Below are 24,876 nucleotides of genomic sequence, written 5' to 3' on the forward strand. Positions count from 1 at the left end.
TGGGTTTCGGGTCGTCATTTTGCAGGCTTCAACGTCTCTAGCCTGTCCATCCTTCCTGTGTGCGGCTGGATTCCAAAACGCGCAGCATCCCGGGAAGTTGTTACCAATGTGATTGGTGTGACTGTGGTGGCGCCTGCGGCGGGCCTTCACTGCCTGCCGGCAGCTGTCCCGGGGTGGAGACGAGCGCTGTCGGGTCCCGGCGGGTGTGCGCCTGCGGCGGGCCTTCACTGCCTTCGGCGGACACTGCGTACATGTCACCAACGCTGGGCTGCTTTTCCCTGCCGGGGGCGGTCTGCGGGTGGCCGGGTGATCCCGCTGGTTCACCGGCCTGCGTCAAGGGTGGAGGCGCTGCGCGCCAGGAAGCTGGTGCGTGGGTTGTGTCGGTTGTGGTGCGTCCAGGGCAGGCGCTTCGCGCCGGAAAGCATGCAGCCAGCTCAGCGTCCTGGCTCACCGCCAGCACACCATGAAGGTCACCGATACGCCAGCGCGCCGGTGGACGAAGAGGATCCCGGACCGGGCAGCCCCCTGCGGCGAAGCCGCTCGTCTGCGAACCGGCAGCAAGAAGCACGAGCAGCCAGTCAGCTCCCTTAGGGCGAAGCCCTGTTCAGCCATCCGAGACGCCAGCGAGACTGACCACACGACGCCACCGGGACGGTCCCCGCCCGCCGCCTGCGCCACCGCCGTCAAGACAAGACACCGCCGGTGAGGCCCCCGCACCCCGCGGCGTAGCCGCGTGTCACCGGAACGAGTGAACGATCAGCCAGCGGGAAGGGAACGGGACGGTGGAGGACGCGCAGCGTCCGAGTCAACGGGACCGCGGCCAAGACCAACGCGCCCAGGCCAACCACGCCGGCGTCCGCGCGCAGCGCGCAGCGCCCGCGCCAGCGGGTGCCCGCGGCGCAGCCGCGAGGAAACATGAAGTCTTTCATCCCGCAGGACACAGGAAGCCATTCGTCACGGGAGACGGACCGGGAGTGAAGGGGCGAGGGGCGAAGCCCCGAGTCCTCTTAATATGCCCACACCCGGCTCGGCCGGCAGGCAACCGGACCGGCCTCACGGCTATCGCCGGCGACGCACCACCTTTGGTGGAACGGGGGAAGAGCGCGAGTGGGGATGGCACGATCGAGTCCATAGTGCTCGTGCGGCGGTCCCGAGAAGAGTTCGCAGTCGGTCGCCTGGATGGCGCGGGAGCCGTCGAAATATCCGCCCCGTGACAGCCTGCAGCGTCGTGCATGGCATCCGCACGACCCTTCCGAGGCTCGCCGCGTGTAGCCCTACGGCGGCGATCACCTAACGATCAACGCGAGTTTGGTCCGTCTGCGAAGGTGAGTGAACTCTGGTTTTGAGAAGACTGAGTGAAAACGGCTCCGGCGCTATGGTCGGAAACGGAGCAATTCTTCGTGATCGAAGACCGCATGCAGGATTTCGACCACTTCGGATCGAAAAATGGGTCAGTGACCCACACCGACCGACCAGTGGACACGACGCGGGCAAGGCTACATCCCAGTGCTGGCGCGGATTTTGGGCATGTGGACACCAAACCGACCAGTGGGAGGTATGCCTATAGGAGAGTAAGAGCAGACATAAGGGAATGCAGAGGGCCTCCTATGTAGTAGTAGTTAACTGGTCGGTTTGGTCGGTTATATATATATAAGGGCCCTCCTTCCCAGTGTTGGCGCGGATCTTGCGACCCACACAGTGGTCGGTTCTGGGTCGGTCCTGGTCGGTCCGCACTGTATTCGCCTCTGATTCTCTGGCTGCCTCCACACTTCGGGGACGCTTGTTTCCGAAGCTTGGCTGCATAGCGGCCCTGTTCCGGCAGGATGCGTTCCATGGAACTCCCCGGGCAGCGGAACTCGCGGTGTTTGCGGGACTTGCGATGCTTCCGTCTAGCAGGTAGTTTCATTTTTTAGAAAGGCTTCAGGTTCCGGCAACAGAAATCGCTGGGCTGAAGCGGGACCGCCAGCATTTTCGGTAAGGACCCATAGCCAGGGCAGTGACACTTCTGGCGACAAAGCGATTTGCGCGCGGTCACATGTGACGATAGCGTCTCCCGCGTAGGGCTGGAACACCGTTTGAAGCGGGGCAGCCTGGTGGTTGGACGCGGGCTGGAACACCGTTTGAAGCGGGGCAGCCTGGTGGTTGGACGCGGGCTGGAACACCGTTTGAAGCGGGGCAGCCTGGTGGTTGGACGCGGGCTGGAACACCGTTTGAAGCGGGGCAGCCTGGTGGTTGGACGCGGGCTGGAACACCGTTTGAAGCGGGGCAGCCTGGTGGTCGGACGCGGGCTGGAACACCGTTTGAAGCGGGGCAGCCTGGTGGTCGGACGCGGGCTGGAACACCGTTTGAAGCGGGGCAGCCTGGTGGTCGGACGCGGGCTGGAACACCGTTTGAAGCGGGGCAGCCTGGTGGTCGGACGCGGGCTGGAACACCGTTTGAAGCGGGGCAGCCTGGTGGTCGGACGCATGCCGAGACACCATTGGAATGGTTAGCGAGCAACCTTGGGTCAAAGAGCCCGCCCTCGCCGACGAGGTTCCCGGTCTTCATGTGGTCGGCGCACGCCACGAGGCATATTCCATGCTCGGCCGCCGTCGCCCCAGCGCTGGAAAGCAGGGCCCTCGCAGACACACATTTTGTCCTATAACCCAACGTGACGGCCTCGACGAGGAAGAGACCTCCATCCTGGACCTGGCCGCGATCACCCGCGACTTCGGGAACACCGACTCCACCGTGATCGACCACGACTGCCGGGTCACCCCCAGCGGCCACGCCGAATCCGGAATGCAACCGGCGCGGGACTTCCTGGAACGAGTCGGCGCGCCCGGCCGGCACGCGGAGAAAATCCTGCCGCTGATCGACCGGCACATGTGCCACAACCCGGGCGGGGACGTGGAGATCAGCGACTCCGCCGTGCGCAGGCTGCTGCGCCGCCTGGACCACGCCGGGGGCTGCAGACCTGGGCCTGGCTCGTGGAGGCGGACAAGGCCGGCCGCGGCCCCGGTGCCAAGAAAGGCCGCGATTACGTCCCGGACTGGCTGGCCGTCGCTGAGAAGTTCGGCAACGAAACGGCCCTTGCCACGAGCTTGCTCAAAGGGCCGTACCTGGCCGATGCCGAGGATTCGGCGCGGGCAACTGTGGGCGCATCACCGCGATGAGCCTCCAGGCCAGGATGACGGCGTGTTCACCGACGCCGAGGCGCAGGCGAAGTGGCTTCAGGAAGAAGCCGAGAAGGCCACGGCGCAGAAAGCGCGCCAAAAAGCCGAGAAGGTCCGGGCGGCCGGTCTTACTCGGGCTTCTCCTGGGAGAGCGCGACGATCCAGTCCTCGGTTTCGACGCCGAGGCGCCGGTCCAAAGTGACCCTGGCCTTGGCGGCTGCTATCTGGACTTTCCGCTCATCGGGGGTGACGGACGCGGGGCGGTGCGAGGGCACTACGGTGTGCCCCTCCTGGCCCGGCCGACGCCGGGTACTCGGGTGTGCCATTTCCATCGTCGACCCCTGCCCGTCTGTGTCGTCATCGATGTCGCCTCAATTGTCACCCGGGTTGCCGCCGCAGTCCACCGTGTTGTCATCGCGGCGATCGAAGAGCTCATCACGGAACGCCCCTGGGACTGGAATGAACGCGTCCCACCGGACGTGATCTTCTACTCCGAAATCGATGATGTTGTGCCGTCCTCTCCTTGACGTTCCACGGGACGACATTCGACGTCGTCGATGAACTCCTCGATGAACGCCGGCTTCGCCGGACGGCTGCAAGTCCCGGGGCTCCCCTGGCTGATCCGTCAGGCGTGCAGCGAGATCCGCAGCCGTTCGACGCCCGGGCCGCCTTCGGGCAGGAGACCCAGGAGGCGCGGCTCAGCGGCCAGCCGGCCCAGCATATTGCCCAGATGCTCCTTGTCGGCTTTTCCATAGGTGGCGCCGCGCAGATCAGAGGCGCGCAGGACACTGGCAAGGGTCAGGAAGTCAGTGACGTGGCGCTCCCACAGCGGATCGTCCATGATGCACAGTGCGGCGGCCTTGCCGACCAGGCACCCCAGGAGGGACGGGCGGTTCACTTTCCCGGTGGCAACGCCGGCGGTGACTTCAACGGTTTCCATCCGGTCCAGGGCCTGCTGGGCGCCGGGGGCGGCGATGGCCGTGCCTCCGGTGATCCCGGGACGCTGTGCGGCCCGTTCGCCGAGGTGCCGGGGGATCAGGACGTCGACGACCGCAGGGCCTGTCTCCCAGCGGTGCTGGTGGCCTTCCGGGGACTGGCCCTTCGATTTGAAGCCCAGCCCGACCAGGACTTCCGTGAAATCCGCCAGCATGGTCGGGAACGCCCTGATGTCCAGGGCGACATCAGCGTCCAGGGTGGGCCGGACCAACACAGCCTGCCGCTCGACGGCGTGCAGGTAGACCGCCTGGCCGCCGACCAGCACCCATCCCTCGGGCACCGCGGCATGGATGTCGAATACGGACTTCCAGGCGGCGCGCTGGTTTGCCGGCATCGCGGGAAGGTCAATGGCCATGACTCATGACGAGCTTCCTCGCAGCGTCCTGCTCCCTGGCTCCGCCGCGCTCGGCCAGGTCCAGGGCGGCCACCAGCAGCGGGATCTCGTCTGGCACCTCGTCGGCGGCGTGCAGCACCACGTTGGCGCGGTTGCCGGAGGCAGGGACGAGCAGGAAGTCTCTGACGAGGCTGCCCAGTTCTTTCCGCCGGACGTAAGCTTCGACTTCGGCCCCGGCCAGCAGCCCCGATTCGGGGTGGGACACCCCGGAGAGCCTCAGCCGCGGGTCGGCCTTCAAATCCTCCAGGTCGGCCGGGTCAGCCGAGAACTTCGACCGGTCGGCCCGGCAGGCCAGCAGCGACAAGGCGAGGTCCAGGGGTTCATCGGAGGCCTTGAATTTTTCGATACGGGCAGCGAGCCGGTGTTGCGCCACGGCATCCAGAAGCAGGGGGCTGGCCCAGTCTTTCTCGCTGTCCTCGAAGTAGTCGAGGGCCTGGATGAAGATCCAGGCGTTGTGTTCTTTCAGCGGTCGGCCGGCGGCCGGCGGCCGATAGGCGGCGGCGTCTGATTCTTCGATAACCCAGCGGCCACCGACGCGTTGGCCGGGGATCCGGCCGGAAGACACGAGGAACCGGGCGCGGCTTTCCGCGACACCCAGTCGTGCTGCAAGTTCGGGAACACTCAATGCCATTTCATAATGGTAGCGATTGCGCCACCATTATGTAACCCGGGTTAGGTTCAGCGCCAGAACGGCCCGGCGGGGAAACGATCACGGCCGAGCTGCTGGACGAACACGGCGCCCCGGAAAGCCACGAGCTCCCCGGTCTCGGCGTCGCGGGGGTAGGTGCCTTTCCGGTCCGGGCCCGTCCCGGTTTCGATCCGGAAGAACAGGACGTCCTCATCGGTGGCCATCCGGGTGGCACGGAACCGTGCGGCGCCCCGGGAGAAGATGCCCAGGGAGGAGATGCCGGCGAAGCCGGGGTCTGCGGCGGAGGCGAGCAGGCGCCCGATGTAGTCGGCGTCGTCGATGTCTTCGGCCAGCGCCTGGCGGCCCTCGATCGTGGCGATGCTCACCGGGTCATCCGTCCGGTGCGCGGATCGAAGGACGGGACGCCGGGGAGGTGGAAGCCGGGACGTGGACGCAGCGGCATCCCGAGGTGCTCCCGGGCGGCGTTGGCGATGAAGTCGAGCCGGTCCTCGGCGAGCAGCCGCAGCGTGTCCTCGTCCAGGGACGGGTTCTTCGCGGCGTTGAACCGGGCCATCGAGTCGTCGGCGTCGGTGGCGAGCTCACGCAGCGTCTCCGGGGCGGCGCTCGGGTTGGCGGCGACGTACTCGCGGCACCAGCCGGCGTCCTCGTCGCAGTGGCCGCGGTCCCCGGACAGGTGGATGAGTTCGTGGAGGCGTTCCGGCGCGGTGGCCGGGTCCCGGGCTTCCTGGCGAAGTGTCATGGACCTGATGTGTGCGGCTGCCGCCGCTTCCCTCACCCGGCGGCGGGGTCAGTCGTGCAGCTGGGTCGTCCAGTAGTCGTTGAGCGCCTGGACCGCGTCGGCCTTGCTCATCCCGGCTACCGTCTCCTCGGAGAGGCCGGCGGTCCTGGTCAGCTGGATGACGAGCGGGAGGGGGAGTGCCTCTGCCGGCACCTCGGGTGCGCCGCGGTCCGGGAGGGTGCCGTCTTTGACGCACGCCCAGAAAACGTCCGCGGTCACTTCCAGCTGGTCGCGGAGGATGGCGCCCCATAGGGACGGCCCGTACGTGGTCCGGTCCACCGGGCGGGAGATGCGGGTCCGCAGGATCCGGCCGTCGTGGAGGGCCAGCTCGTAGGTGGGGTGGTGGCGGACTTTCTTCCCGCGGGCGTTCTTCACCGGGGCCCATTTCTCGGTGGTGCAGAACGTCTGGTGGTCATCCCGTGTCCCCGGCGGGTGCTTGATGCTCAAGAGTGGCTCTCGGTCAGCCACCGGGCCAGCTGCTCGTCCGTGGAGGCGTCGACAATCTGCACCAGCGCCCAGTTCCCGGTGTGGTTCGGAGTAGCGTGGAGATGGTCTTCCCAGTCCTCGGCGTACTCACGGAGGGCTTCAATGAGGTCAGCGGTGGCCTCGCCCAGGGTGGTCCCCTCGGCGGCGACCGGCAGGCCGGGCATAAACATGGCCCAGGCGCCGTCCTCGTTCACGACCTGGACGTTCGCCGGGGTGTTCCAGACAAGATACTGCAGGAACCGCGTCGTGTTCACCACGGAAGCAGACCCGGTGCCCCGCTGCACAACGGTCAGCCCGCCCCGGTCGGCGGTGTCCAGGATGTCCTTGAAGGAGCTGCGCGCCTCGGTGAAACCCAGCGCGCGCCGGTCCGGCGTCGGGGTTGCGGTGTTCATGCGTCCAGTATGTCAGGTACGTCAAGTACGCCGCGTACTGCTGGCCTGCCGGGCTGCCCCTCGGTAGTGTGTGGCCCAGCGGCCCGCGCGGCCGGCAGATCAAACGAAGGAGCACCCATGGCAGGCAAGTTCGAGGTCTACAAGGACAAGTCCGGCGGCTACCGGTTCCGGCTCAAGGCCGGCAACGGCGAAACGATCGCCTCCTCGGAGTCCTACAAGACGAAGGCCAGCGCGATGAACGGGGTCGAATCCGTGAAGAAGAACGCCTCCGGCGACGTCGTGGACCTCACCGCGGAGGCCTGACCGTCCCGCTTCTGGCATGACGAAGCCCGGCCGCCCCGCGTGGGGTGGCCGGGCTTCGGTGTTGCTCGGGCTATTTGCCGAAGGCGGCGGTGTACTGGTCGTTCACGCTCGGGTTGAGCTTGCCGCTGACGCGTAGCAGGGTGGCGCCGTCCAGGTGGTGCCATTCGGTGCCGAACGCAGGGCCCATCTTGGCCAGCGCGCCCTGGATGTAGTCGGACCGGGTCTTGGCGTCTGCCGGGGTGGCGAACACTTCGACGACGGCTCCGCCGTCGACGCCCGTTGCGCCGGCGGTGGCGCCCGAATCGGTGATCCATGCGGCCGACGTGTACTGGCCGGGACGGCCCAGGAGCTTGTTGGTGTCGTTCGCTTCGGTCAGCGGGGTGACGGCCGTGATGGTGGCGACCTTGGCTTTCAGCGCGGTGGCCACCGAGGTGGCGTCGGCTGCCTTCGTCGGTGTGGGAGTAGGCGTCGGGGTCGGCGTCGCACTGGGCGTCGACGCGCTGGCGGCAGCGGCGGGAGCGGAAGAGGCAGCGGGGGTGGCCTGGGCCGAGCAGCCGGTCAGGAGGAGGGCCGCAACCCCAAGGGCCGCAAGGTGTTTACGCATTGATTATTTCCTATGATTCGAAGATGGCAGCGCGCCAAGGCGGCACGTGCCGTGGACGGGTTTAGCGGTCGGCTGACCGGGCCACGATCCGTACTGCGGCAGTGCGGGCGGGCCGGATGAGCCAGGCCAGGGCGACGGCGAGCAGGGCACCGCCAAGGACGAGGACCGGGGCCGGGTTGAACGGCTCGGCGCTGGAGGCCCGCTCGGCGGACACCGGGGTCGGCGACGGCGTTGCGGAGCCTCCGCTCGACCCGCCGGTACCGGCGCCGTTGTCGTAGCAATATTGCGCCCCGCTGGGTGCGGTGCCGCAGACGGTCGCGGCCTGGGCCGGGACGGGTGCAAGCAGCAGGCCGGGCACGACGAGCAGGACCGCGGCGATATTGCGTGAAATCTTCAATGTTCCCCCAGTGACGGGACGCCCGTCGGAGGCCCTGCTCCGAATCCTAGCCGATCCCGGCACGACTCAGCGGCACAGCAGTTCCGCCGTGGCCGTGTTCACGGTCATCGCCAGGCTGAAGGTCCGGTTTCGTGATGCGTCAATGTTTTCGTCCACCGCTTCACGTGCCGCTGCGTCTCGGTTCACACATCGACCGCAGGAAAGACGCACCGCTGCTCGCTGCGAATCTGGCGCCTTGCCAAGCTGGTTTCGCGCGGTGTTCGCAGACGCCTGTATCCGGCAACTGCAAACGGGCTCAGGCTTAGGAATGTCGTTCTTCACCGGATTCACGCGCCACCGGTATTTGGGTGGCAGCACGGGGTTTGGCATCGGCCGGCACGGCTTTGCTGGACGCTCGGAAGCACTCCAAACTCGCGGCCGCCTTTGCACGCTCGAAGTCGGTCCCGGGGGAGATAGACGCCGCGGTTCGGTTCTCTCGAAGTTTCCGGTAAGACCGGCCTGGTCCTTCTTTCGTCATCGGGGCAAACCCTTTGCTGGTCCTAGCGGCCGTGAGCCCGGTGGGTCCGTCTGTCCCCGGCCCCGCACCGCTTCCGCTCGGTTAGACTGACCGGAGCCGGTGAGGACCGGCGGTATTGGGGGAACAATGCGCACACTTCTCAGGGCAGCCCTGGGCTGCACCATCATGGCCGGGGCACTTCTGGCCGCCGCACCCGCCCACGCCGCGATCGTCTGCACGACCGCACCAAACGGCGCCCAGGTCTGCTACGACAACGGTGCCGGCGGAACCGCCCCCGGGTCCGGGGGAGTCGGCGGCGGCGGGTCCAACGACATCGCCCTGCCACCACCGGCGCCGGCCGCCCCGGCGCCCGCGCCGTACGCGCCGCCGGTCAACGTCCCGCCGCCTGCCGCGCCCATGCCGGCACCCTACGTTGCGCCCCAGGCACCCGCCCCGCAGGCCCCGGCGTACGCCCCGGCCCAGGTTCCGGTCCCCGGCGTACAGCCCGGTACGGTGATCGTCCCGGCAGCGCCCGTCGAGGCTCCGGCCGCAGCCGTCCCGGGGGAGGCCCCGGGCCCGGCACCCGTGGAGGCATCACCCTCAGCGGCGGCCGCAACCATCACGGCAACGCCGTCCCCGTCGGCTTCTGCCACGCCGACACTGTCGCCGTCCGCGACACCGTCACCCGCGGCCGCGCTGACCTACAACCAGTCGGCCAGCACCGAGCACAGTGATCCGTGGCCGTACGCCCTGGCCGGGCTCCTCATCGCGGCTCTTGCCGCCGTGCTGGTCGCCCGGGCGCGCACCAGCCGCCGCACCCCCGAAGCCGGACCGGCCGGGTCCATGGAAGCAGGAAGCACCGATGCGTAAAACGATCCCCGCCCTGGCCGCCGTGACGACCGCCGCGGCCCTCACCTTCGGCGCCGCTGCACCGGCACAGGCCATCACCTGCGCACCCGGCTACGTCGCCGTCACTGCACCTAACGGCGCCGAATACTGCTCGCCGACCGGCGACGGCGGGGTGGGCGGCGGCGGAACCGGCACCATCGGCAACGGTGGATCCACCGTGCCTGGTGGTGCCATGCCGGTCGCCCCCGGCGGAGGCGGAGCACCCGTGGCCCCACCTGCAGCCCCAGCCCCCTACGTGGCACCGATCCAGGCTCCGGCTCCCGTGAACGTTCCCGCCCCGGTGAACGCACCGGCAGCGCCCTACCAGGGCAATGCTGTCCCGCAGGCACCCCAGGCCCCGCAAGGGTACGGTCCCGCCGTCGGCGCACCCGCCGACGCCCCGGCCCAGGCGGAGGCTCCCGCCCAGGCGCCGGCCGAACCTGCAGCGATCCCGAGCGCCGCGGCCACCGCCACGGCAACGGCGAAGCCGGTGGCGGCTCCCACGCCGACGACCAGCGCCAGCCCTTCCCCGACGGCGGAACCGGTCAAGGCCGAACAGTCCTCCGACACCACCCCGGCCTCGCCGGCGCCGTTCATCCTTGCCGCCCTCGGCGCGCTCCTGGTGACGGCTGCCTCGGCATGGCATTGGCGCAAGCGCCCTGGCGGGAAACGCCCGGCCGCCTGACCCGGGCGGGGAGACGTGTCGCCATATCCGCACACATGCGACATCCATGGAAGAGAATTCGAAGACCGCTTTCCGGATCGAAACCTGATCGCAAGTCTGGTAACAGGAACCAGGAACCCCCGGAGCCGGTTGGCGCCGGGACGGTTTTGCCGGAGCCAGGGCCGCCGGTCAGAGAAGGTGGCCGTCCGTGTCAGGCTGGAGAAATGCTGAATCATCGACCTACACGGCGATTCGCAGTCGTCCGGGTCGACGTAAGGCATATGGGCCCAGGGAAAAAGTGTAATCCGTCGGTGCCTCGCCCAAAGGGTGGCACTTCCTCGTCGCGGAGGAGTCGGGTGCGCCGCTGCCTAGCGAAAGGGAGGCCTTCGCTTGGAAGAGGAAATTCGGCAGCGTTCCTCCTGCCGGTGCCACAGGCGTAACACGGTGCAGGAGTTGGACGGGGGTGCCAGACAGTGCGGCAACGTCGACCGCGCCAGGGCACGGAATGGTCGTCCTCGACAATCGATTGGGCACGGGCACCGATGTTTTTCTCCCGCGGCTGGCGGCCGAACGAGACGAGCCTTATCTCTGCGAGACCTCAGGAGCGGTGGGTGGAGGTACCCTCGAGCCATGGGGAACACTCCGTTTGTCGTGGCAGGGGATCTTCACGGTGATACCGGATGGGCCCTGCGACTGGTTCGCTCAGCGGCGGCGGTGGGAGCGAGCCGCATCTTCCAGGTCGGAGACCTGGCCGTTTGCTGGCCTGGCCGAGACAAATACAAATTCGACCGTAGGCTCGACCGCGCGCTCTCCGATCGTCTAATGGATCTGGTCTTCATTGACGGCAACCACGACGCGCACCCAGAACTGCGCCGACAAACCGTCGAGGGTGATGGTCTGGCACGTGTGCGTCAGAACATCTTGTACCTGCCAAGGGGCGGCCGTATCGAGTACTCAGGCTTACGTTTTGGCGGGGTCGGGGGCGGCTATTCCGTGGACCAGCAGTACCGCACTGAGGGCAAGGATTGGTGGGCGGAGGAGGAGGTCACCCAAGAGGACATCAACCGCCTCGTAGCGGGTGGCCCGGTGGACATCCTCCTTACTCACGACGTTCCTATGGGGTTCCGGGGGCTCAAGAGTGGCTTTCAGGATCTGCCGCGCGCCATAGCAGAGCGCGCCGATGTTAGTCGGTACCTTCTTCAGGACGCTGTTGACAGTCTTAAACCGGCGCAAGTCTTCGCAGGACACTGGCATCAGCGGCGAATCGATGTTCTGGACCACCCGGACGGCTCGATCACGCGGGTGGATGTCCTCGACATGAACGGAAGCGCCGCCGGTAACGCTGTGATCGTCTGGCCGGGCGTCCCTCTAGAAATCGAGCCACTCGTTGTCAAGGGATAGTCGCGAGCGATGGACTATCGCCAGAATGGTGCCATGAAGGGAAGCGAACCGGAGCTGGAAGCCGCCCTAGTCTGCATTCTGGAGCATGACCGTGAACTCCTCAAGCGGCTAGCAGAATACGATTCCGATCGCGCTGCCGGAGAATACCCGGAGCCCCCTTCCTAAACCGGGGCTTCCACGTACCGGGTTTCATTTTTGAGTCGGATGATAGAAACTACTGGCGTGGTGTCCCGTGGCGACATTGCCCCAAATATCGGCGGGATGCCTTCCCTTGCTGACGTTCCACGCGGTGCCGCGTCGGTGGCTTGCTTGCGTCTAGGGGCTTGTTGGCGACGTCGATGTCATTGTGCGGGTCTTTGTCTTTGCGCGTTGCGGTTACCCAGTCGATGCCGCAGATTATCCTTATTCGTTGACGTTCCGAATGAGCGGCACCAGACAGAGCCCTACCGTCGAACAAGCGTCGGGTGGACTCGCCCGTCCGATGAGCTCTGGTGCATCGCCCTGCCCCTCACTTGGGAGACGGGAGAAGCAAGGCTACTGATCCTCTAGAGGATTCGTCTCTTCGGGCGGGAGCGGTTTTGGCAACCTTTTAAGTAGCGGGTGGTTTGGATCGAGTAACCGGAGGGCATCCTCCAGTGCCGAAATTCTCGCTTTGAAGGCCTGCCGACCAAACATCTCGGCGGTGTTTTCTAGATGGGTCGCCAGTGCCAGGTGTTGAGGGTTTATGCACAGGCGCCGTCCGCATTTGTGATGGACTGTGAGAGAGCCCAGCTCCTCAGTGAACGAGCGCGCGGCTTCGTAGGCGACCCTGTGGGCGAGCCGGTTAGTGGGTCCCCGACCGATGAAGCCGTACCCCGACCGTTTAGCCCCTACCCAGATCCAGCATCCGCCAAGATTCTCTGGGTCGATCTCACAGCGGGACTTCAGAATCTCCAAGACGGCGGGGCCATCGCATCGAATTATGGCTTGTCCCAATGGCCCGAGACGGCTGAACCAGCCCGCGGTCCCTGACTGTGTGTAGTAGGCATAGAATTCTTCCGCTGTGGTCACGGTGTAGCTACTCCGCTCTCGTTGGATGGGCAAGTGGGAAGATCTCAACAACGCGGCTTGTGCGTCGCAAAGTGAGGACGCCAGGTTCGTCGATACGAACCTGCAGCAGGAAGGCCGCCGGGAGGCCCACCGCCAAGCGTATGAGCTTGTAGAGGTGAAGCGTCTCGCCATCGCGCCTCAAGACACTCGTCCCCACGTCCAGGTGGTCGACGCTGGGCTCAACTGCCGCCGCAAAACGGGTGAGCCGCCTGGCTTCGAGCTCGAGGAGATACAGCGACCCTGTTGCTGTCCGGACCCGGAAGGAGCCGGCTTCAGAGTCAAGAACAACGTCTGCCATGCAGCCAGGCTAGATGAGAGCCCTGACATTCAACCTTTCGATCGTCCTTCAAGTGAGGCATTGCGACCTTCGCCGGCTCTGGCCTTCGTGCAAGTGACGTACCGTTCGCGAATGCGCTATGCCAGCGTCAGGGGCCAAGACGCGCCGGTCGGTAGTCTACGTGTCGCCGATTAGGACAGTCATTTAGCGGACCTTCCGGGTGAGGCATGCAGTCGTATTGCATCCAGACTCCGCTGGTGCCGCGAATGATTGAAGGCATTGCCACCAGTCGGGGCCGTGTTACTTTCGCCGGATGGGTGGCCGGTACGACTGGGCCATCCGGTTCAGACCACTTTCCGGCCGGAAGAGGCGGGGGCCCTGCGGCTTGCCACCGGGAGAGACTGATGGGAACACAGGAACAGATCATCTTGAGAACATCTCGTCATTAGCGATCGTCCGGGACTGGATGAAGGCGCGTAGGGCCTTAGGTTCGAAGGTGATGCCACGCTGGGTTGCCCAGCCGATGTTCAAGCCGTTGACATCGTCGTGGATGGACACACGGGCCAAAGCCACGTCAGGGGAGTAGTAGGCGTACGCGTCCTTCAGTGCGTCGTAGATGGCCCGCTGCTTCCACCGTGAAGACCCCAGCTCCCCAAAGACGCCCTCATCGTCCGAGCCACCAAACATCCTGTCCGATGATTCGGAGGCCCACTTCCCTCCGTGCCTCCCGGCCCGAAGGCAGATGTCTTCAAACGAGAGGGCGTAGCCGCTGTAGGCCTCGGACCATGGCAGGCGCGAGTACCAAGGTGCCGCGAGCACGAGCGTCCTGTAGCGGTTGAAATGCAGGTCTTCATCAAACTCGATCAACACGTTGTCTGCCTGCATGTCCCAGGCTTGCGGTGTCAGCTCGGCCGGGCCGGCTACACCTCCCAGCTCCCGAAAGATGGACATGAGGGCGCCAACCACCTCGTCGGGAAGAGCGCCTGCAGTCGCCCAGGGCACCGCAGACTTCCTCGGCTTCCACACAACGCTGTAGCCGGCCGCCTCCAAAGATGACTTGAAGGATCTGGCGCGTCGTTCCGTATTGCCCATGCTGCATCCTAGCCACGCCCGGTCACGGTCGGCGACGTGCGCTGTGCTTCCGCCGGGGATGGTTTCGCCTTCCGGCGGCTAGCGGGAACTGCCCGATCGACGAGGGGGCACGAACGGCAGCCGCAAGTCGCAACCGTTTCCGTGGTCCTCAGGCTGCCGGCGCTGCGGAGCCCGAGTCAGTTTCGTCCTTCACCAGGGCAAGATGCGGCCGGGTTTCAGTATCTGACGGCTCACCTTCGGCCGCATCCGTTTGTTTGTCGGCTCCGCGAGGTCTAAACGCCGCGCTCCACTTAGCCTTGACGGCCGGAATCACCTTCTCGTCCAATCCCCGCTTCATGTCCGGGCCCTTGACGACGACAAAGGTCAGCACGGCGCCTATCGCAATGGCTATAGCGTCGCGAAGTGCCCTATCGGGATCCGAATCGTCTGAGTCTGATTGGGGCTCCGGATCCCTCAGCTCTGCAGGACCCAAGTTATTGCCCGTCTCGCGTTCGAACAGAAGGGCACGTTCAGCGCCAGGAGTCTCGCGCGATGACGCCAGATACGCTCCCTCTGGGATACGGACATCTTTGTTGACCCATTCTTCGTTACTCATATCGCACCTTTGGTTGAACGCCCTTGGCTTGAGCATACATGCCCTGATCCGGTGCCTGCCTCCGAGGATTTCGGAGATCTTGTCGCCCGGATCGGGCACGGAAGCACCTCTTTTGCAAGGGCTTTGGTCTTCGCCGGTGTCGCCCGTCAGAGGCGCTCGTCGAAGGTCACGCGCAACCATGCCGCGGCCGCCTGAACTCGATGCTGGGAGCCCGTGGGCGCGCTGTGCGTGATAACCCTGATGCGACGATTGACGCCGGCCGCCTTGGGCTCCGTCGGGTGCTTATTCATGGTCGTCCTGCTTCGCTTCCGATTCCGTTGGTCTGGTGTCGCCCATGTTCGATCCGGAGTCTACGGCCCCGCCGTCAATGAGCGAGGCCCGCCTTCGCACTCCTCGAGCCCTCCATTTCTCGGCCCTCGTAGAAACCCGGACGGCTCCCGGCCCGCTTTGGGCACTGTGGAACGCCCGACACCTAGCGCCCGAGCGCCCGCGAAAGTGTTCGGTAGCTACGGCCGACAGGTGTGAAAGCAAGCCGTCGATAAGGGGAGTCACACTCAAGCGCGTCGCCGGCAGTCGGGTCGGCTGCAGGCAGGGATTCCCCGGGCGCTAGGCTGGCGGCATGACGTCGGGGGACACGGACACAGCGCGGGTGAGTGAGATCCCTTGCCGGTGCACCTCCCCGTGGTCCAGCTGGCAGGGCGCGGTATGAGGCCAGCGGCCGCGGAGCTCCTGGTCCTGGGCGTGGCCGTGCTCTGGGTGGTGAACTTCGGACTGCGCCTCGCCCGCCAACGGCTCTACTGGTTTACATTCTGGACGCTGGTTACCGGGTTGCCCGTCATGGCCATTTATTGGTTCTCCACGCCCCGGCGTATGGAGCCCGGTTCAATCTTCGGCGCGGGGATACCGGAGGAGTACTACCTCGGCGCCATCGCGCTGGCTTTGTGGGCCATCGTGCTGGTCCTCGAGATCGGTGTCTTCATCGTCCTGAAGCTCCGGGACAGCCCGACGGCTGTACTGCCCGAAGCGGATGCGGGCGAGTCTCACAAACTCTAGCTTGATGGGAAACTTCCCCGAGCCGCTGTTTTGAGCCCTGAAAGGACCAGAAGTGTCTCACCGAGTCTGTCTCACTGGGGGAGTCTCACGAGCCCTCGAGGCAAAATGACACACCCCCGATCTAGGGTTTGCGGCATGGGACTTCTCTTGGGGTACGTCAGGGTTTCCACCACCGACCAGCACGGCGAGATGCAATTCGCTGCGCTCGCCGAAGCCGGCGTGCCGGAAGAACACATCTACTTCGACCAGCTCTCGGGTGCCAAGGCCGCACGGGAGCGGCCCGGGCTGACCGCGCTGCTGTCCTACGCAAGGAGGGAGGACACCGTGCTGGTTTATCGCATCGACAGGCTAGGAAGATCCCTGATGGATGTCCTCAACACGGTTGCCGAGATGCAGGAACGCGGGATCGGGCTGCGGTCCCTGGTCGACGGCATCGACCCTTCTACGGCGTCGGGCCGGCTCCAGCTGGGCCTGTTTGCCACCCTGGCCGAGTACGAGCGCGAGCTCATCAACGAGAGGGTCCGCGCCGGGGTCATGGCTGCCAAGGCCAGGGGCGTGAAATTCGGCCAGAAGCCGGTCAAGCAGGAAACAGTGGAGGCCAAGCTCGAGGTCGCCCGCCAGCTCCTGTCCCAAGGCAAGACGGCCACCCGCGCCGCCGAGACTGTCGGCTGGTCCAGGGCCACGCTCTACCGGTACCTGAAGCAGCGTGGCGCCGAGCAGCCGGTGCAGCCAGAGCGTCCTGTGGTTCTCGGCCGCGGACGCTCCCAGTACGCCCACAGCAAGCCGCTGCCGGCCCGGGACTGACCGCTGAGTCCGAGAAGCCGGTCACCAGCTGAGGCGTCCGCGGCCGACCGTCTACGCATGGTCCTGTGCTCTTGCACTATCTTGAAGGACCAAAGTGGACCCAATTGCAGACCAATGACCTGACAACGCCCAGGAGTGATCCCGTTTGCTTGCTTGGCTAGGCGGAACCATGTTGTAGCAAATGCCGGCGACGAGAGTGTGATTCATGATCGCTCAGCGATCTTCACGAATATAGGTGACTCCGAAAGCGCGGACCTGCCGGAACTCCTGGCGACTCGTACCGAAGTCGAACCAGCCTCCGTCGGACCTCTGGAAAATGTCGAGGCCGCGGCCGAGGTTGATTCGCCAGCCGGTATCGGTTCTGATCCAGCGGTCGTGGCCGCCAGGATCCTTCGCCACATTGACCTTGATGCCTTGCTGAGCGGATCCCTGAACGATGTCGTTGAGCATGCGGAGTTGCTTAGTCTGATACTCGGGGTCGTCGTCGAGTACCGTGAACAAATTCACCGTGACCTCGTCTGCCGGGTCCTTTGCCGCGGCAATGAGTGCGAGCAGCTCGACGAGATTGCGGCCTTGGTGATTCATCCGGATGTACGGATCGTGCAGCTCGATCTCCGTTGCCTCTCGCAGGTAAGGCATGAGCAGCGACTCGTAGGAGATACCCCGTTGGTTTTCAACGAAGTCCCGTTGTCCCTGGATCAGTTCCGCCTGAACGGGGCCGGGCGCCGACTCTGGAACGGACGTTGACGCCGCAGTGGCTACCGGCACTTCGGTGTCGGCCGATGTCTCTCCGGAGGTTGCTGGCGGTCTCCGTCGATGGTAGTGCGTCGGGTATTCGTCTTCCTCAAGCGTCGATACATCTGACCAGCCACCGGCGAGTGAGTCGTAGCCGAATTTTACTGCGGCCATGGTGGCGTCGATCCGGAGGATCTGGTCCTTGACACGCTTTCGCCCCTCGATCGCTAGGCGCAGGATCTCTTCGATCTCCTCGGGTGTCGCCTGATCGTGCGGATAAATTAGCTTCATCAGTCCCGAGAAGGTCTTGTGGATGCCATCGCGGTCACGTGTCGAGATGTCGGATCCGAGCGTGAAGTAATGCTGGTACCGGTCAGAGTAGTCAAAGTCACGCATCGACCTGAGGACTTCGGCAATGTAGTCGACGACGAACCCGTATCCCACGGAGAACATCTCGCTGCGGATCGTGTCTACTTCCCAGCCGGGGATATAAAAGTGCAACCGGTCAAGGTAGGCGGGGTCGTGGTAGCTCTCGGGCAGTTCGTCGAAGAGGTCGGAGTGCTTGAGCATGTACGGCACGGTGTGCGAGGTATTGCCGACGAAAACCATTGATGCCCCGGCGCCAAGTGTCTCGACACCGCGGGAGAACGACTTGTTCGCCATGTAGTTCTTCATGATGTCCACCAGCGCCTTATCAGTACGCTTCTTCTTGCCGGCAAACTCATCGAAAGCGACGACATCCCAGTACCCGACGAGGCCGATGCGACCGTTCGCGTTGTTTACGAACAGCTTTGGTACGGTCACCTCTCCACCCGAGATGAGCATGCCGTGCGGCGAGAATTCCGAGTAGATGTGGGACTTTCCGGTGCCCTTGGGGCCCAGCTCCACGAGGTTGTAGTTGCGCTCGACGAACGGGATCAGGCGCACCAATTGCAGCAGTTTGCCGCGGCGCCCGAACTTATCTGGGTCAAATCCGATCGATTGGATCAGCAGGTCGATCCACTCGTCGGTGGTGAACTTCGCGCGGGCCTCGAGATACCCGTCGTAGTCGAAGTTCGACATCTGAATTGGTTTGAGGGAGCCTAGGATCCACGGCGAGACACGCGCGTCGTCAGCGTGGAAGTACTCGACGTCGCACAGGCACCACACGCCTCCTACAAGCAGCTTCTGGTGGGCGTTCACCGTGGCCGAATCTACGACCACGCTGCTGATTCCAAGGTTCGCGAACGCGGCATGATAGACGTCGTCCTTCTCGTTGAGAGTGACGCTGACCTTGTCGATGATCCGGTAACGCCCGCGCTCTTTGATCTTCGACTTCACGAGCTCGGACTCGTTACGGTGCACGTAATGCTGAGCGAGAATGTCGCGTACCTTGTCGATTCCTGCCTGGATCGTGGCCTCGTTGTCGGAGGCCGCGTAGAGGCCGAGCAGATACTCCAGCACGTATGAGGGCACGATCGCATTGCCCTTGACCGCCTTGACGAGGTCCTTCCGGACCACGGCCCCTGCGAAGTGTTCGTTGATCTTTCGATCCAACTCGCTCAGCGCTCCACCCTCGGAGGTTTCGTCGGTGCCAAAGGTGCCCTCAATGGGCGCCACCAGGGTCAGGTCGATATTCTCGCTCAAGGGTGCTCCTTAGAAGTCGAAGTCCGTGGTGAAGGAGCGCTTGAGCGTGAAGGGCACGCTCTTGTACTTCTTCCACTCGCCGGTTTCACCGATTGGTTCGGAGAGCCGGAACTCCACGCTGTGATTGTTCGCCACATCAGCATCCTTGCTCAGCAGCAGGCGGACACTCTGGAACCGATCACGCCCCTCTGCGCTTTCGGCATCGAAGAGCAGCTCAGGTTCGTTGGAGATCAGCTGATCACCGAAGTAGAGACCCGAACGCAGCCTCCGCGCTGTGCGCTGATCGGTGACCGGGCTCTGCTGATAGAGCTTCACCACGATTTGACCAGTGGTGATCTTGTCGGACTCCGGGTGGATGTCGACGTTCACAGGCTCGACGGTGTCGGAACGTCCCTTGTTGATCGAGATGACCGGCACAACGATCTCCTGAAGTGACGCACCCCCGTGGACGAACTGGAACCCGGCACCCGGCTTGACGATCCGGCAGATCGAGTTTGGGATCTGCACTTCCAGACCGCTCACCAACCCGAGCTGCTCGGGCAGGAACCGACGGAATGCATCGTCTTCCTTCAATCCGCGTCCGAGAACATAACGGCGGTTCTCGACCACGACCTTATCGCCCTGCGGCTTCACGGTCAGATTGAACTGCGGCGCCAGCTTCGACTCCTGATACAGGAAGCCGTGATCCGCGGTGACGAAGATATTCGTCGCGTTCGCACTCGCCAACTTCTTGACGACATCGACGAGTTCATCGATCGCATCAGCCGCAGCCTTGAACGTGCGGTGCTCCGACGCCGCCTTGTCGCCGGTCGCGTCAATAGTGTCGTGATAGACGTACAGCACCTGATTCGCCGCGTAGAGATCACGCCGCTCCGCAGGCTTCATCTTAAGGAAATCTGTCGCCTGGATTGCCGTGCCACCGACGGAGCAAAGGATCTTCGAGCGGTTCGCCGTGCCGTTGGACGGCTGGCCGTCGACAAGCACAGGGTCGCCGCTCTCGGAATGCGCGAGCGTTTTGTGCGGGAGCAGCGATGCCATCCCTAGCTGGGTGTAGCTAGGCAGTACGCCGAGCATGGCCTCAATTTTGGCGTCGTACTTGTTCTCGCCGCGGATTTTGGAAGTCAGTTCGTCGCCGACTTCGTAGCGCAGCGCGTCAGAGATGACGACGACGGCCTTCTTGCGTCCACCTCGGACCAGCGGAGCAATGTAGTGGTCATAGAAGGAACTCTGCGAAGTGAACGAGAGCGTCTTCCACTGCTCGACCTGGTCCACCTGCTGTTGCCAGCTGATCCCGAGCTTGGAGAGAAAGTCGGTGACATAGACATTCTCAACCTGCTCCTTCAGCTCCTCCAACGGCTGCGTGAACTCGGCGGTCTGCGACGCCAGCGTGAACTGCCGGTAAAGCTGGTCAATGCGGAAGAGATCATCTCGGTAACGGCTGAAGCCATCATCGAAACTCGCCACGTCGATCCGTGCCGAACGGATGGCCGGGATCAGCTCGGCCGCCGCGCCGAGCGCGGCATAAAGAGTCGCGTAGTCGTCAAACCAAATGCTGTCACGGCGACGGGTGCGGATCGTGTCGGCAATATCTCGCGACGGGATCGTCTGGGAGGCAATGCCGTCGATTAGACGCCGGATGATCTCCCTTTCGCTCGCGTCGAAGAGGTCTGTGGCCACGAGTTCAGCAAGCAACGCGTCCTTCGCCTGCTCGACGTAGTCCAAGTCAGTTTCGGCCTGACGCGCGAGCTTCTTCAGCGCGAGCAGGCTCTGGCGGTCATTGCGGAAGCTACGGAAGTCGATTTCAATGTTGCGTGCCGCGTTCGAGGTCGTGGCTGCGAACCCGCCTTTGGCTTGCTTGAACATCCACAACACGAACCCCGCCACGCTCGGAGTCTCGGAATCGTAGCCGTAGATCTTCGCAGCCCCGGACCAATGGAAGTCCACAAGCCCCTGCGTTACGAGAGCCTCGTAGCCGGCGCTGTCGCCCGAGGCGTACTGCACCAGCAATGTCCGAGTCAGCTCAGAGAAGCTGTGCTCCTTCTGCCCGAGCACGACCGCGCACATCTTCGCCTGGACCTTGGCGAGATCATCGTCGGCACTCAACAATGCCGTGAGCTTCGAAACCAGCTTCGCATCGCCGAAGAACGTCTCATGGCCGGCAATCAGTTCGTCGGATCCGGGCGCATTGAGGCCGACGTCTGCCTTTATGAGCGCGCGGCGATCTGCGGTGAAGACGCCGCAGGCGAGTTCGAGATCGAGCAGCCAGTTGCCCGTTCCCTCAGCAACAGGACCGCTGCGATAGATCAGAAACTTTGTGCTTGGCTCGTCGCGCAGCACGCGGTGCTTGACCCCGAACTCGTCGTTCTGGACACGTAGCACCACCACGCCGTTCGGAGCCTGAGCGTCGACGTCGGTGGTGTAACTGCCTTCGGGATCGTGCCACACCACAAGACGGTGCTGCTCGAAGCGTGCCGCGAGGTGGTCTGAGATCGAAGATGCCATGCTCACTCGGTCGCCTCCAGCCCGGCGATCTTCTTCAGCGCCGGGTGGAACTTGGGGTAGTTGGCTTTCACACCGTCGTCAAGGTCGATCGTGAGTTGCTGGGTTGCCAACGGGTAGAGCACGTCGTGTTCGTAGTCACGAAGCTCAGCGAGCACCTTCCGCAGCCGGTCGGCTTCCTTCTGGTCCTTCGTGGAGCCCGCGGCAGCAGCCTGCTCCGCATTAAGGAGCGCGACTTCCAACTTGGCCCGGTACTCGCGCAGGTACTCATTAAGCACTGTCGAGACCGTCGACGGGTTGTAACGGTGCATGTAGATCAGCGCGTTGAAAGAGCCCTTCGGACTGGAAAACATCCAGTAAATCGGGCGCTTCTTGTAGCGCTGCACGTGGTCGTCATAGAATGCCGACTTGCCCGACCTCGTAATGAAGTAGTCGCGCAGTGTCTTCACACCCAGCGACTCCTTTACGAAGCGGAGATTCTCCTCGAAGTGCTCAGCTCCGAAGGCCACCCGCAGGAACTGACGGAACCGCTCAACAATGTCATCCTCAAACCAACCATCATCGACGAAAGGGATTACATTGTCAGCATCAGGCCGAAACGTCGGAACTGGGACCTTCGCGAAGTAGTCCCGGAACGTAGCGCCCTCGTCAGCGAGGATGAGTCCTGGCATGTCAAGACTGTAGCGGCCGAACATACAGCCGACGGCGTAGGAGACCAAGTCAACGACCGCCGCGGCGATCGCGGCTTCCCGAGCTGAAGCAGGGTCAGCGGTTCCAAAACGACACAGGTAGTTCGCGTTCAACGCGACGCTCTGTACCGAAATCTGCGGACTCAGGAGATCCCTCAGTCCGTAGACGTCAATGAAACGCTTGTTTACGTCCTCCTCAATGTCCCGGGCAACTGCTGTGACCTTCTCGCCCTGATCGATTACGTTGCTGATCGCCAGGCGGACCCTTGCTTCCGGTCCGCCTACGAACGCTGGCTTCTTGAATCCCCACGACCGCTCGTCGAGTTCCCAATCAGATCGGTAGATGTCAATCAGACTCGTTGCACAAGCTTCGATCTCCGCCGAAGAAAGCACGCGGATTGGCAACTCCGCGATTGTTCCGACCTCCAAGTTCATCGATGTCGAGGACGCGCGAAGCATTTCGCGGGCAACCACAGAGTTCCCGAATGCGAGAACGCAGAGCAGAGTGGAGTGATCGTGCGCAAAGACGGACGTGCCAGCGACGTCGAACAGGAAGCCGCATGGGAAGTAGCGAAAGGCGGGTTCAGCGGTGCCGACCTTCGACCAGGAGGCGGATTCCTGGAAGTAGTACTGCGGGCTTCGGATGACCGACTTCGGTCGCTCAGCCATCAGCTCACGACCGTCATCCTCCCAGTTCACTACATGCTCCTGGTTGCCGTACCATCGCCGAAACGAACCACCCTTGTTGTAGGGGAACCACCTACGGCCAGTTGCCCTGGCCGTAGGCCGGTCCGGGAGATTCAAGCCGAGTTTCTTTGCGGATACCTCAGTCCAAAAACGCAGAAACCGGCCGTTGTCAGCTGTTGCCATACCTTGCCGGGGCTCAGCTATGTCAGCCAGCCGATGACCCCCGCTGAACGCTGAGAGCAGGACGGGACTCATCCAGTAGCTCATAGTCCAACCCGGGATTTGTGCGACCTGGCTCGCACTCAGTGGGAACCGGGCGACACTGTCGGACTGCGCGGCTGCGTCAAGAAGAACGGCCTTCTTTGCCATCTCGTTGGGGAAGTCATCCAACTTGATGAATATTCCAGGCGTTGAATGATCCGCCCGTGCCTCGATTACGAACGCACACGTGGAGACAACCGCACCTGGGATAGACTCGAAGGCCCCAGTCCCTAGGTGAGCCACCGTGCACACAGTGGAGTCCCGAAGCGTTTTCTTCCGGAGATCTTCAAAACTGGAGAGGAACATCCATGACTGCATGGTGATCATCGCTACGTACCCGCAAGGCACGACGAGCTCCCGATTGCGCTCGATGAACATTGCGAAGAGATCGCTCTTCGACTCAGGGAATTGCTCTCTCGCAAAGGACGACAACGCAGGCGCCATGTTCTTTCCACCCATGTACGGCGGGTTGGCAATTACCACGGCGTAGCGCGGCACGAGGTACTCCGCCTGCTCGATCACTTGGTGCGCCCAGTCGATCACATCGGCTTTGAGCAGGTCTCCGCCGTCGTCGAGCTTGTCCAGATGCCTTGCGAGCCGATCCGTCAAATCTTGGCTGGGCCGGATCAACGAGCCGAATGTGTCCGCCTCCTCGAATTGATTCCAAAAGGCGATCTCCTCGTGAGAGTGGCCTCCGCGCGTGACCAGTAAGTCAAGCTGATCCGTCTTAAACGAAATCGGGTCAAGCACACAGATGTTCGGCTGCACCTGCTTGTTGAAGAACGTGCGCTGCTTGGCACGAGCCTTCATGGTCAGCGCGAAGGCCGCGAGCGATCCGGCGCGTGGGTCGATCTCTGTACCGTGAAGGTTGTTGGTGAGGATCAGGCTCGGAATCTCCGACGGGGCATACCCCTCCTCCTCGTAGATTGCGTATAGCAGGTCGAAAGCGTAGGTGAGCATGTGGCCTGAGCCGCAAGCCGGGTCGATCACCGTCAGTTCATTTGGGCCAGCGATCTTAAGGAAGTCGGTCAACCCATCCACCGGGGAGACGTAATAGTCCATCCGATCGACGAGGCGTGAGGTCGGCCGGTTAAGCATCCACAGGCGCCCGAGGGAGTTTTCGACAAGATAGCGGACGATCCAGTGCGGGGTGAAGAGCTGAGTGGCAGCGGGGATCTCGTCGGCCCCGGCCTTCTTGTTCTTCTGAAATCCAGCGAAGACCTCGGCTTTCCGCTCTGAGATATAAAACTGATAGAGCCAGCCGATCACTTCGACGTCGTCGCAGACCTCAGCGGTGAGCACACCGCGTGCCCGGGACATGATCGCTCCGTCAGCGAGCAACCCGGTGGGTACAAGCAGTTCGGTGTAGTCGCCCTCACGTTCGAACATGAACGGCATCGACTTATGCCAGTAGCGACAGTACTCGGTCAACAGAAGCGCGTAAGCTTCGCCTTCGGCATCGGTGCTGCGGCGTGTGCCGTCTAGCAGCCCGATGATCGCCTCAGCCGTGTTCTTGTTGATCACAACGTTGGTATTGAGATTGCCGCGCTTCGCGTCCGCGAGGATCTCTGGCTGGCCATGCGCCTGGCCCTGAGCGGGTGAAACGACACCAGCGTCGGTGTAGCCGCAGGCGTCCATGAAGCGCAGAGCGATGATGCGGTTGAACCAGGTGTAGGCGACCTTGTCGATCACGTGGGCGCGGCCATGCGCAGTGATCTCGGCTTCGAGTTTCTTCACCACTTCGCCGCGCTCGGTGCGCGCAACGGATTCTGTCGCGAGCACGACGGTAGCCTGCGCATCGACGGCTGCTAGGAGTTCTTGGCGTGCCAGCGTGGCGAAGCGCTCAAGAGGTTTCGTGTCCATATC

General features: G+C 63.7%; 24 protein-coding genes. 8 read left to right on the plus strand and 16 right to left on the minus strand.

Annotation, left to right across the window (positions count from 1 at the left end):
* The first annotated feature begins 2,075 nt into the window (after window positions 1-2,075).
* Together AC6I9V_RS13925 and AC6I9V_RS13930 are read left to right on the plus strand one after the other, a co-directional pair.
* Window positions 2,076-2,492, plus strand: a complete 417-nt coding sequence (locus AC6I9V_RS13925) for a hypothetical protein (protein WP_497899835.1) — start codon at window positions 2,076-2,078, stop codon at window positions 2,490-2,492.
* Between the two features lie 477 nt (window positions 2,493-2,969).
* The gene (locus AC6I9V_RS13930; protein ID WP_497899836.1) at window positions 2,970-3,155 is read left to right on the plus strand and encodes a hypothetical protein; all 186 of its coding nucleotides are present in this window, start codon (window positions 2,970-2,972) and stop codon (window positions 3,153-3,155) included.
* Between the two features lie 128 nt (window positions 3,156-3,283).
* Here the strand turns inward: AC6I9V_RS13930 and AC6I9V_RS13935 are convergent, their stop codons facing one another.
* From AC6I9V_RS13935 to AC6I9V_RS13965, 7 genes are all read right to left on the minus strand, one after another.
* Window positions 3,284-3,487, minus strand: coding sequence for a hypothetical protein (locus tag AC6I9V_RS13935; protein WP_497899837.1), 204 nt, complete (start codon window positions 3,485-3,487; stop codon window positions 3,284-3,286).
* 293 nt (window positions 3,488-3,780) lie between these two features.
* A complete protein-coding gene (locus AC6I9V_RS13940; protein WP_497899838.1) occupies window positions 3,781-4,506 on the minus strand; it encodes a hypothetical protein in 726 nt (241 codons plus the stop codon).
* Window positions 4,496-5,176 carry a helix-turn-helix domain-containing protein gene (locus AC6I9V_RS13945; RefSeq protein WP_497899839.1) on the minus strand — a complete coding sequence of 227 codons (681 nt, stop codon included), beginning with the start codon at window positions 5,174-5,176 and terminating at the stop codon, window positions 4,496-4,498. The genes AC6I9V_RS13940 and AC6I9V_RS13945 overlap by 11 nt, the downstream gene beginning before the upstream one ends.
* 47 nt (window positions 5,177-5,223) lie before the next feature.
* On the minus strand, window positions 5,224-5,559 hold the full coding sequence (locus AC6I9V_RS13950; RefSeq protein ID WP_497899840.1) for a hypothetical protein: 336 nt from the start codon (window positions 5,557-5,559) through the stop codon (window positions 5,224-5,226).
* Window positions 5,556-5,933, minus strand: a complete 378-nt coding sequence (locus AC6I9V_RS13955) for a hypothetical protein (protein WP_497899841.1) — start codon at window positions 5,931-5,933, stop codon at window positions 5,556-5,558. The genes AC6I9V_RS13950 and AC6I9V_RS13955 overlap by 4 nt, the downstream gene beginning before the upstream one ends.
* 48 nt (window positions 5,934-5,981) lie before the next feature.
* The gene (locus AC6I9V_RS13960) at window positions 5,982-6,419 is read right to left on the minus strand and encodes a cytotoxic translational repressor of toxin-antitoxin stability system (RefSeq protein WP_497899842.1); all 438 of its coding nucleotides are present in this window, start codon (window positions 6,417-6,419) and stop codon (window positions 5,982-5,984) included.
* Window positions 6,416-6,850 carry a RelB antitoxin-like protein gene (locus AC6I9V_RS13965; protein ID WP_497899843.1) on the minus strand — a complete coding sequence of 145 codons (435 nt, stop codon included), beginning with the start codon at window positions 6,848-6,850 and terminating at the stop codon, window positions 6,416-6,418. The genes AC6I9V_RS13960 and AC6I9V_RS13965 overlap by 4 nt, the downstream gene beginning before the upstream one ends.
* Window positions 6,851-6,967: 117 nt before the next feature.
* Here AC6I9V_RS13965 and AC6I9V_RS13970 point away from each other — a divergent pair, with 117 nt between their 5' ends.
* A complete protein-coding gene (locus AC6I9V_RS13970) occupies window positions 6,968-7,153 on the plus strand; it encodes a YegP family protein (RefSeq protein ID WP_497899844.1) in 186 nt (61 codons plus the stop codon).
* A gap of 70 nt (window positions 7,154-7,223) precedes the next feature.
* Here the strand turns inward: AC6I9V_RS13970 and AC6I9V_RS13975 are convergent, their stop codons facing one another.
* On the minus strand, window positions 7,224-7,757 hold the full coding sequence (locus tag AC6I9V_RS13975) for a hypothetical protein (RefSeq protein ID WP_497899845.1): 534 nt from the start codon (window positions 7,755-7,757) through the stop codon (window positions 7,224-7,226).
* Window positions 7,758-7,818: 61 nt separating this feature from the next.
* Window positions 7,819-8,154, minus strand: a complete 336-nt coding sequence (locus tag AC6I9V_RS13980; RefSeq protein WP_497899846.1) for a hypothetical protein — start codon at window positions 8,152-8,154, stop codon at window positions 7,819-7,821.
* Between the two features lie 643 nt (window positions 8,155-8,797).
* On the opposite strand from AC6I9V_RS13980, the gene AC6I9V_RS13985 reads away from it, so the two are divergent.
* The 3 genes from AC6I9V_RS13985 to AC6I9V_RS13995 all read left to right on the plus strand — a co-directional run bounded on the left by AC6I9V_RS13985 (window position 8,798) and on the right by AC6I9V_RS13995 (window position 11,603).
* Window positions 8,798-9,520 carry a hypothetical protein gene (locus AC6I9V_RS13985; protein WP_497899847.1) on the plus strand — a complete coding sequence of 241 codons (723 nt, stop codon included), beginning with the start codon at window positions 8,798-8,800 and terminating at the stop codon, window positions 9,518-9,520.
* Window positions 9,513-10,223 (plus strand): hypothetical protein, encoded by a 711-nt coding sequence (locus tag AC6I9V_RS13990; RefSeq protein ID WP_497899848.1) that lies wholly within the window; start codon window positions 9,513-9,515, stop codon window positions 10,221-10,223. The genes AC6I9V_RS13985 and AC6I9V_RS13990 overlap by 8 nt, the downstream gene beginning before the upstream one ends.
* Before the next feature lie 609 nt (window positions 10,224-10,832).
* Window positions 10,833-11,603 (plus strand): metallophosphoesterase, encoded by a 771-nt coding sequence (locus tag AC6I9V_RS13995; protein WP_497899849.1) that lies wholly within the window; start codon window positions 10,833-10,835, stop codon window positions 11,601-11,603.
* 534 nt (window positions 11,604-12,137) lie between these two features.
* Here AC6I9V_RS13995 and AC6I9V_RS14000 read toward each other — a convergent pair.
* From AC6I9V_RS14000 to AC6I9V_RS14015, 4 genes are all read right to left on the minus strand, one after another.
* Window positions 12,138-12,653 (minus strand): HNH endonuclease signature motif containing protein, encoded by a 516-nt coding sequence (locus tag AC6I9V_RS14000; protein WP_497899850.1) that lies wholly within the window; start codon window positions 12,651-12,653, stop codon window positions 12,138-12,140.
* 7 nt (window positions 12,654-12,660) lie between these two features.
* Window positions 12,661-12,990: a hypothetical protein gene (locus AC6I9V_RS14005; RefSeq protein WP_497899851.1), complete on the minus strand. Its 330-nt coding sequence runs from the start codon at window positions 12,988-12,990 to the stop codon at window positions 12,661-12,663.
* 402 nt (window positions 12,991-13,392) lie between these two features.
* Window positions 13,393-14,061, minus strand: coding sequence for a DUF7255 family protein (locus AC6I9V_RS14010; protein WP_497899852.1), 669 nt, complete (start codon window positions 14,059-14,061; stop codon window positions 13,393-13,395).
* 148 nt (window positions 14,062-14,209) lie between these two features.
* Window positions 14,210-14,656, minus strand: coding sequence for a hypothetical protein (locus tag AC6I9V_RS14015; protein ID WP_497899853.1), 447 nt, complete (start codon window positions 14,654-14,656; stop codon window positions 14,210-14,212).
* A gap of 705 nt (window positions 14,657-15,361) precedes the next feature.
* On the opposite strand from AC6I9V_RS14015, the gene AC6I9V_RS14020 reads away from it, so the two are divergent.
* Complete coding sequence (locus tag AC6I9V_RS14020; protein WP_497899854.1) at window positions 15,362-15,709, plus strand: hypothetical protein; 348 nt, start codon at window positions 15,362-15,364, stop codon at window positions 15,707-15,709.
* A gap of 135 nt (window positions 15,710-15,844) precedes the next feature.
* Window positions 15,845-16,513 carry a recombinase family protein gene (locus tag AC6I9V_RS14025; protein ID WP_497899855.1) on the plus strand — a complete coding sequence of 223 codons (669 nt, stop codon included), beginning with the start codon at window positions 15,845-15,847 and terminating at the stop codon, window positions 16,511-16,513.
* Between the two features lie 213 nt (window positions 16,514-16,726).
* Here the strand turns inward: AC6I9V_RS14025 and brxL are convergent, their stop codons facing one another.
* The 3 genes from brxL to pglX are packed head-to-tail and all read right to left on the minus strand — an operon-like array spanning window position 16,727 to window position 24,873.
* Window positions 16,727-18,838, minus strand: a complete 2,112-nt coding sequence (brxL, locus tag AC6I9V_RS14030; RefSeq protein ID WP_497900320.1) for a BREX system Lon protease-like protein BrxL — start codon at window positions 18,836-18,838, stop codon at window positions 16,727-16,729.
* 45 nt (window positions 18,839-18,883) lie between these two features.
* Window positions 18,884-21,376, minus strand: a complete 2,493-nt coding sequence (gene pglZ, locus AC6I9V_RS14035; RefSeq protein WP_497900321.1) for a BREX-1 system phosphatase PglZ type A — start codon at window positions 21,374-21,376, stop codon at window positions 18,884-18,886.
* A gap of 2 nt (window positions 21,377-21,378) precedes the next feature.
* Window positions 21,379-24,873, minus strand: coding sequence for a BREX-1 system adenine-specific DNA-methyltransferase PglX (pglX, locus tag AC6I9V_RS14040; protein WP_497899856.1), 3,495 nt, complete (start codon window positions 24,871-24,873; stop codon window positions 21,379-21,381).
* Window positions 24,874-24,876: the final 3 nt, after the last annotated feature.

This window comes from Arthrobacter sp. SlRoot2-15, assembly GCF_059739345.1.

What these genes read in the sequence shown, in the direction of transcription:
- AC6I9V_RS13935 (WP_497899837.1), bottom strand. Translation starts at nt 3,487, where the DNA reads ATGGAAATGGCACACCCGAGTACCCGGCGTCGGCCGGGCCAGGAGGGG.
- AC6I9V_RS13940 (WP_497899838.1), bottom strand. Translation starts at nt 4,506, where the DNA reads ATGGCCATTGACCTTCCCGCGATGCCGGCAAACCAGCGCGCCGCCTGG.
- AC6I9V_RS13945 (WP_497899839.1), bottom strand. Translation starts at nt 5,176, where the DNA reads ATGGCATTGAGTGTTCCCGAACTTGCAGCACGACTGGGTGTCGCGGAA.
- AC6I9V_RS13955 (WP_497899841.1), bottom strand. Translation starts at nt 5,933, where the DNA reads ATGACACTTCGCCAGGAAGCCCGGGACCCGGCCACCGCGCCGGAACGC.
- AC6I9V_RS13965 (WP_497899843.1), bottom strand. Translation starts at nt 6,850, where the DNA reads ATGAACACCGCAACCCCGACGCCGGACCGGCGCGCGCTGGGTTTCACC.
- AC6I9V_RS13970 (WP_497899844.1), top strand. Translation starts at nt 6,968, where the DNA reads ATGGCAGGCAAGTTCGAGGTCTACAAGGACAAGTCCGGCGGCTACCGG.
- AC6I9V_RS13975 (WP_497899845.1), bottom strand. Translation starts at nt 7,757, where the DNA reads ATGCGTAAACACCTTGCGGCCCTTGGGGTTGCGGCCCTCCTCCTGACC.
- AC6I9V_RS13985 (WP_497899847.1), top strand. Translation starts at nt 8,798, where the DNA reads ATGCGCACACTTCTCAGGGCAGCCCTGGGCTGCACCATCATGGCCGGG.
- AC6I9V_RS13990 (WP_497899848.1), top strand. Translation starts at nt 9,513, where the DNA reads ATGCGTAAAACGATCCCCGCCCTGGCCGCCGTGACGACCGCCGCGGCC.
- AC6I9V_RS13995 (WP_497899849.1), top strand. Translation starts at nt 10,833, where the DNA reads ATGGGGAACACTCCGTTTGTCGTGGCAGGGGATCTTCACGGTGATACC.
- AC6I9V_RS14005 (WP_497899851.1), bottom strand. Translation starts at nt 12,990, where the DNA reads ATGGCAGACGTTGTTCTTGACTCTGAAGCCGGCTCCTTCCGGGTCCGG.
- AC6I9V_RS14010 (WP_497899852.1), bottom strand. Translation starts at nt 14,061, where the DNA reads ATGGGCAATACGGAACGACGCGCCAGATCCTTCAAGTCATCTTTGGAG.
- AC6I9V_RS14015 (WP_497899853.1), bottom strand. Translation starts at nt 14,656, where the DNA reads ATGAGTAACGAAGAATGGGTCAACAAAGATGTCCGTATCCCAGAGGGA.
- AC6I9V_RS14020 (WP_497899854.1), top strand. Translation starts at nt 15,362, where the DNA reads ATGAGGCCAGCGGCCGCGGAGCTCCTGGTCCTGGGCGTGGCCGTGCTC.
- AC6I9V_RS14025 (WP_497899855.1), top strand. Translation starts at nt 15,845, where the DNA reads ATGGGACTTCTCTTGGGGTACGTCAGGGTTTCCACCACCGACCAGCAC.
- pglZ (WP_497900321.1), bottom strand. Translation starts at nt 21,376, where the DNA reads ATGGCATCTTCGATCTCAGACCACCTCGCGGCACGCTTCGAGCAGCAC.
- pglX (WP_497899856.1), bottom strand. Translation starts at nt 24,873, where the DNA reads ATGGACACGAAACCTCTTGAGCGCTTCGCCACGCTGGCACGCCAAGAA.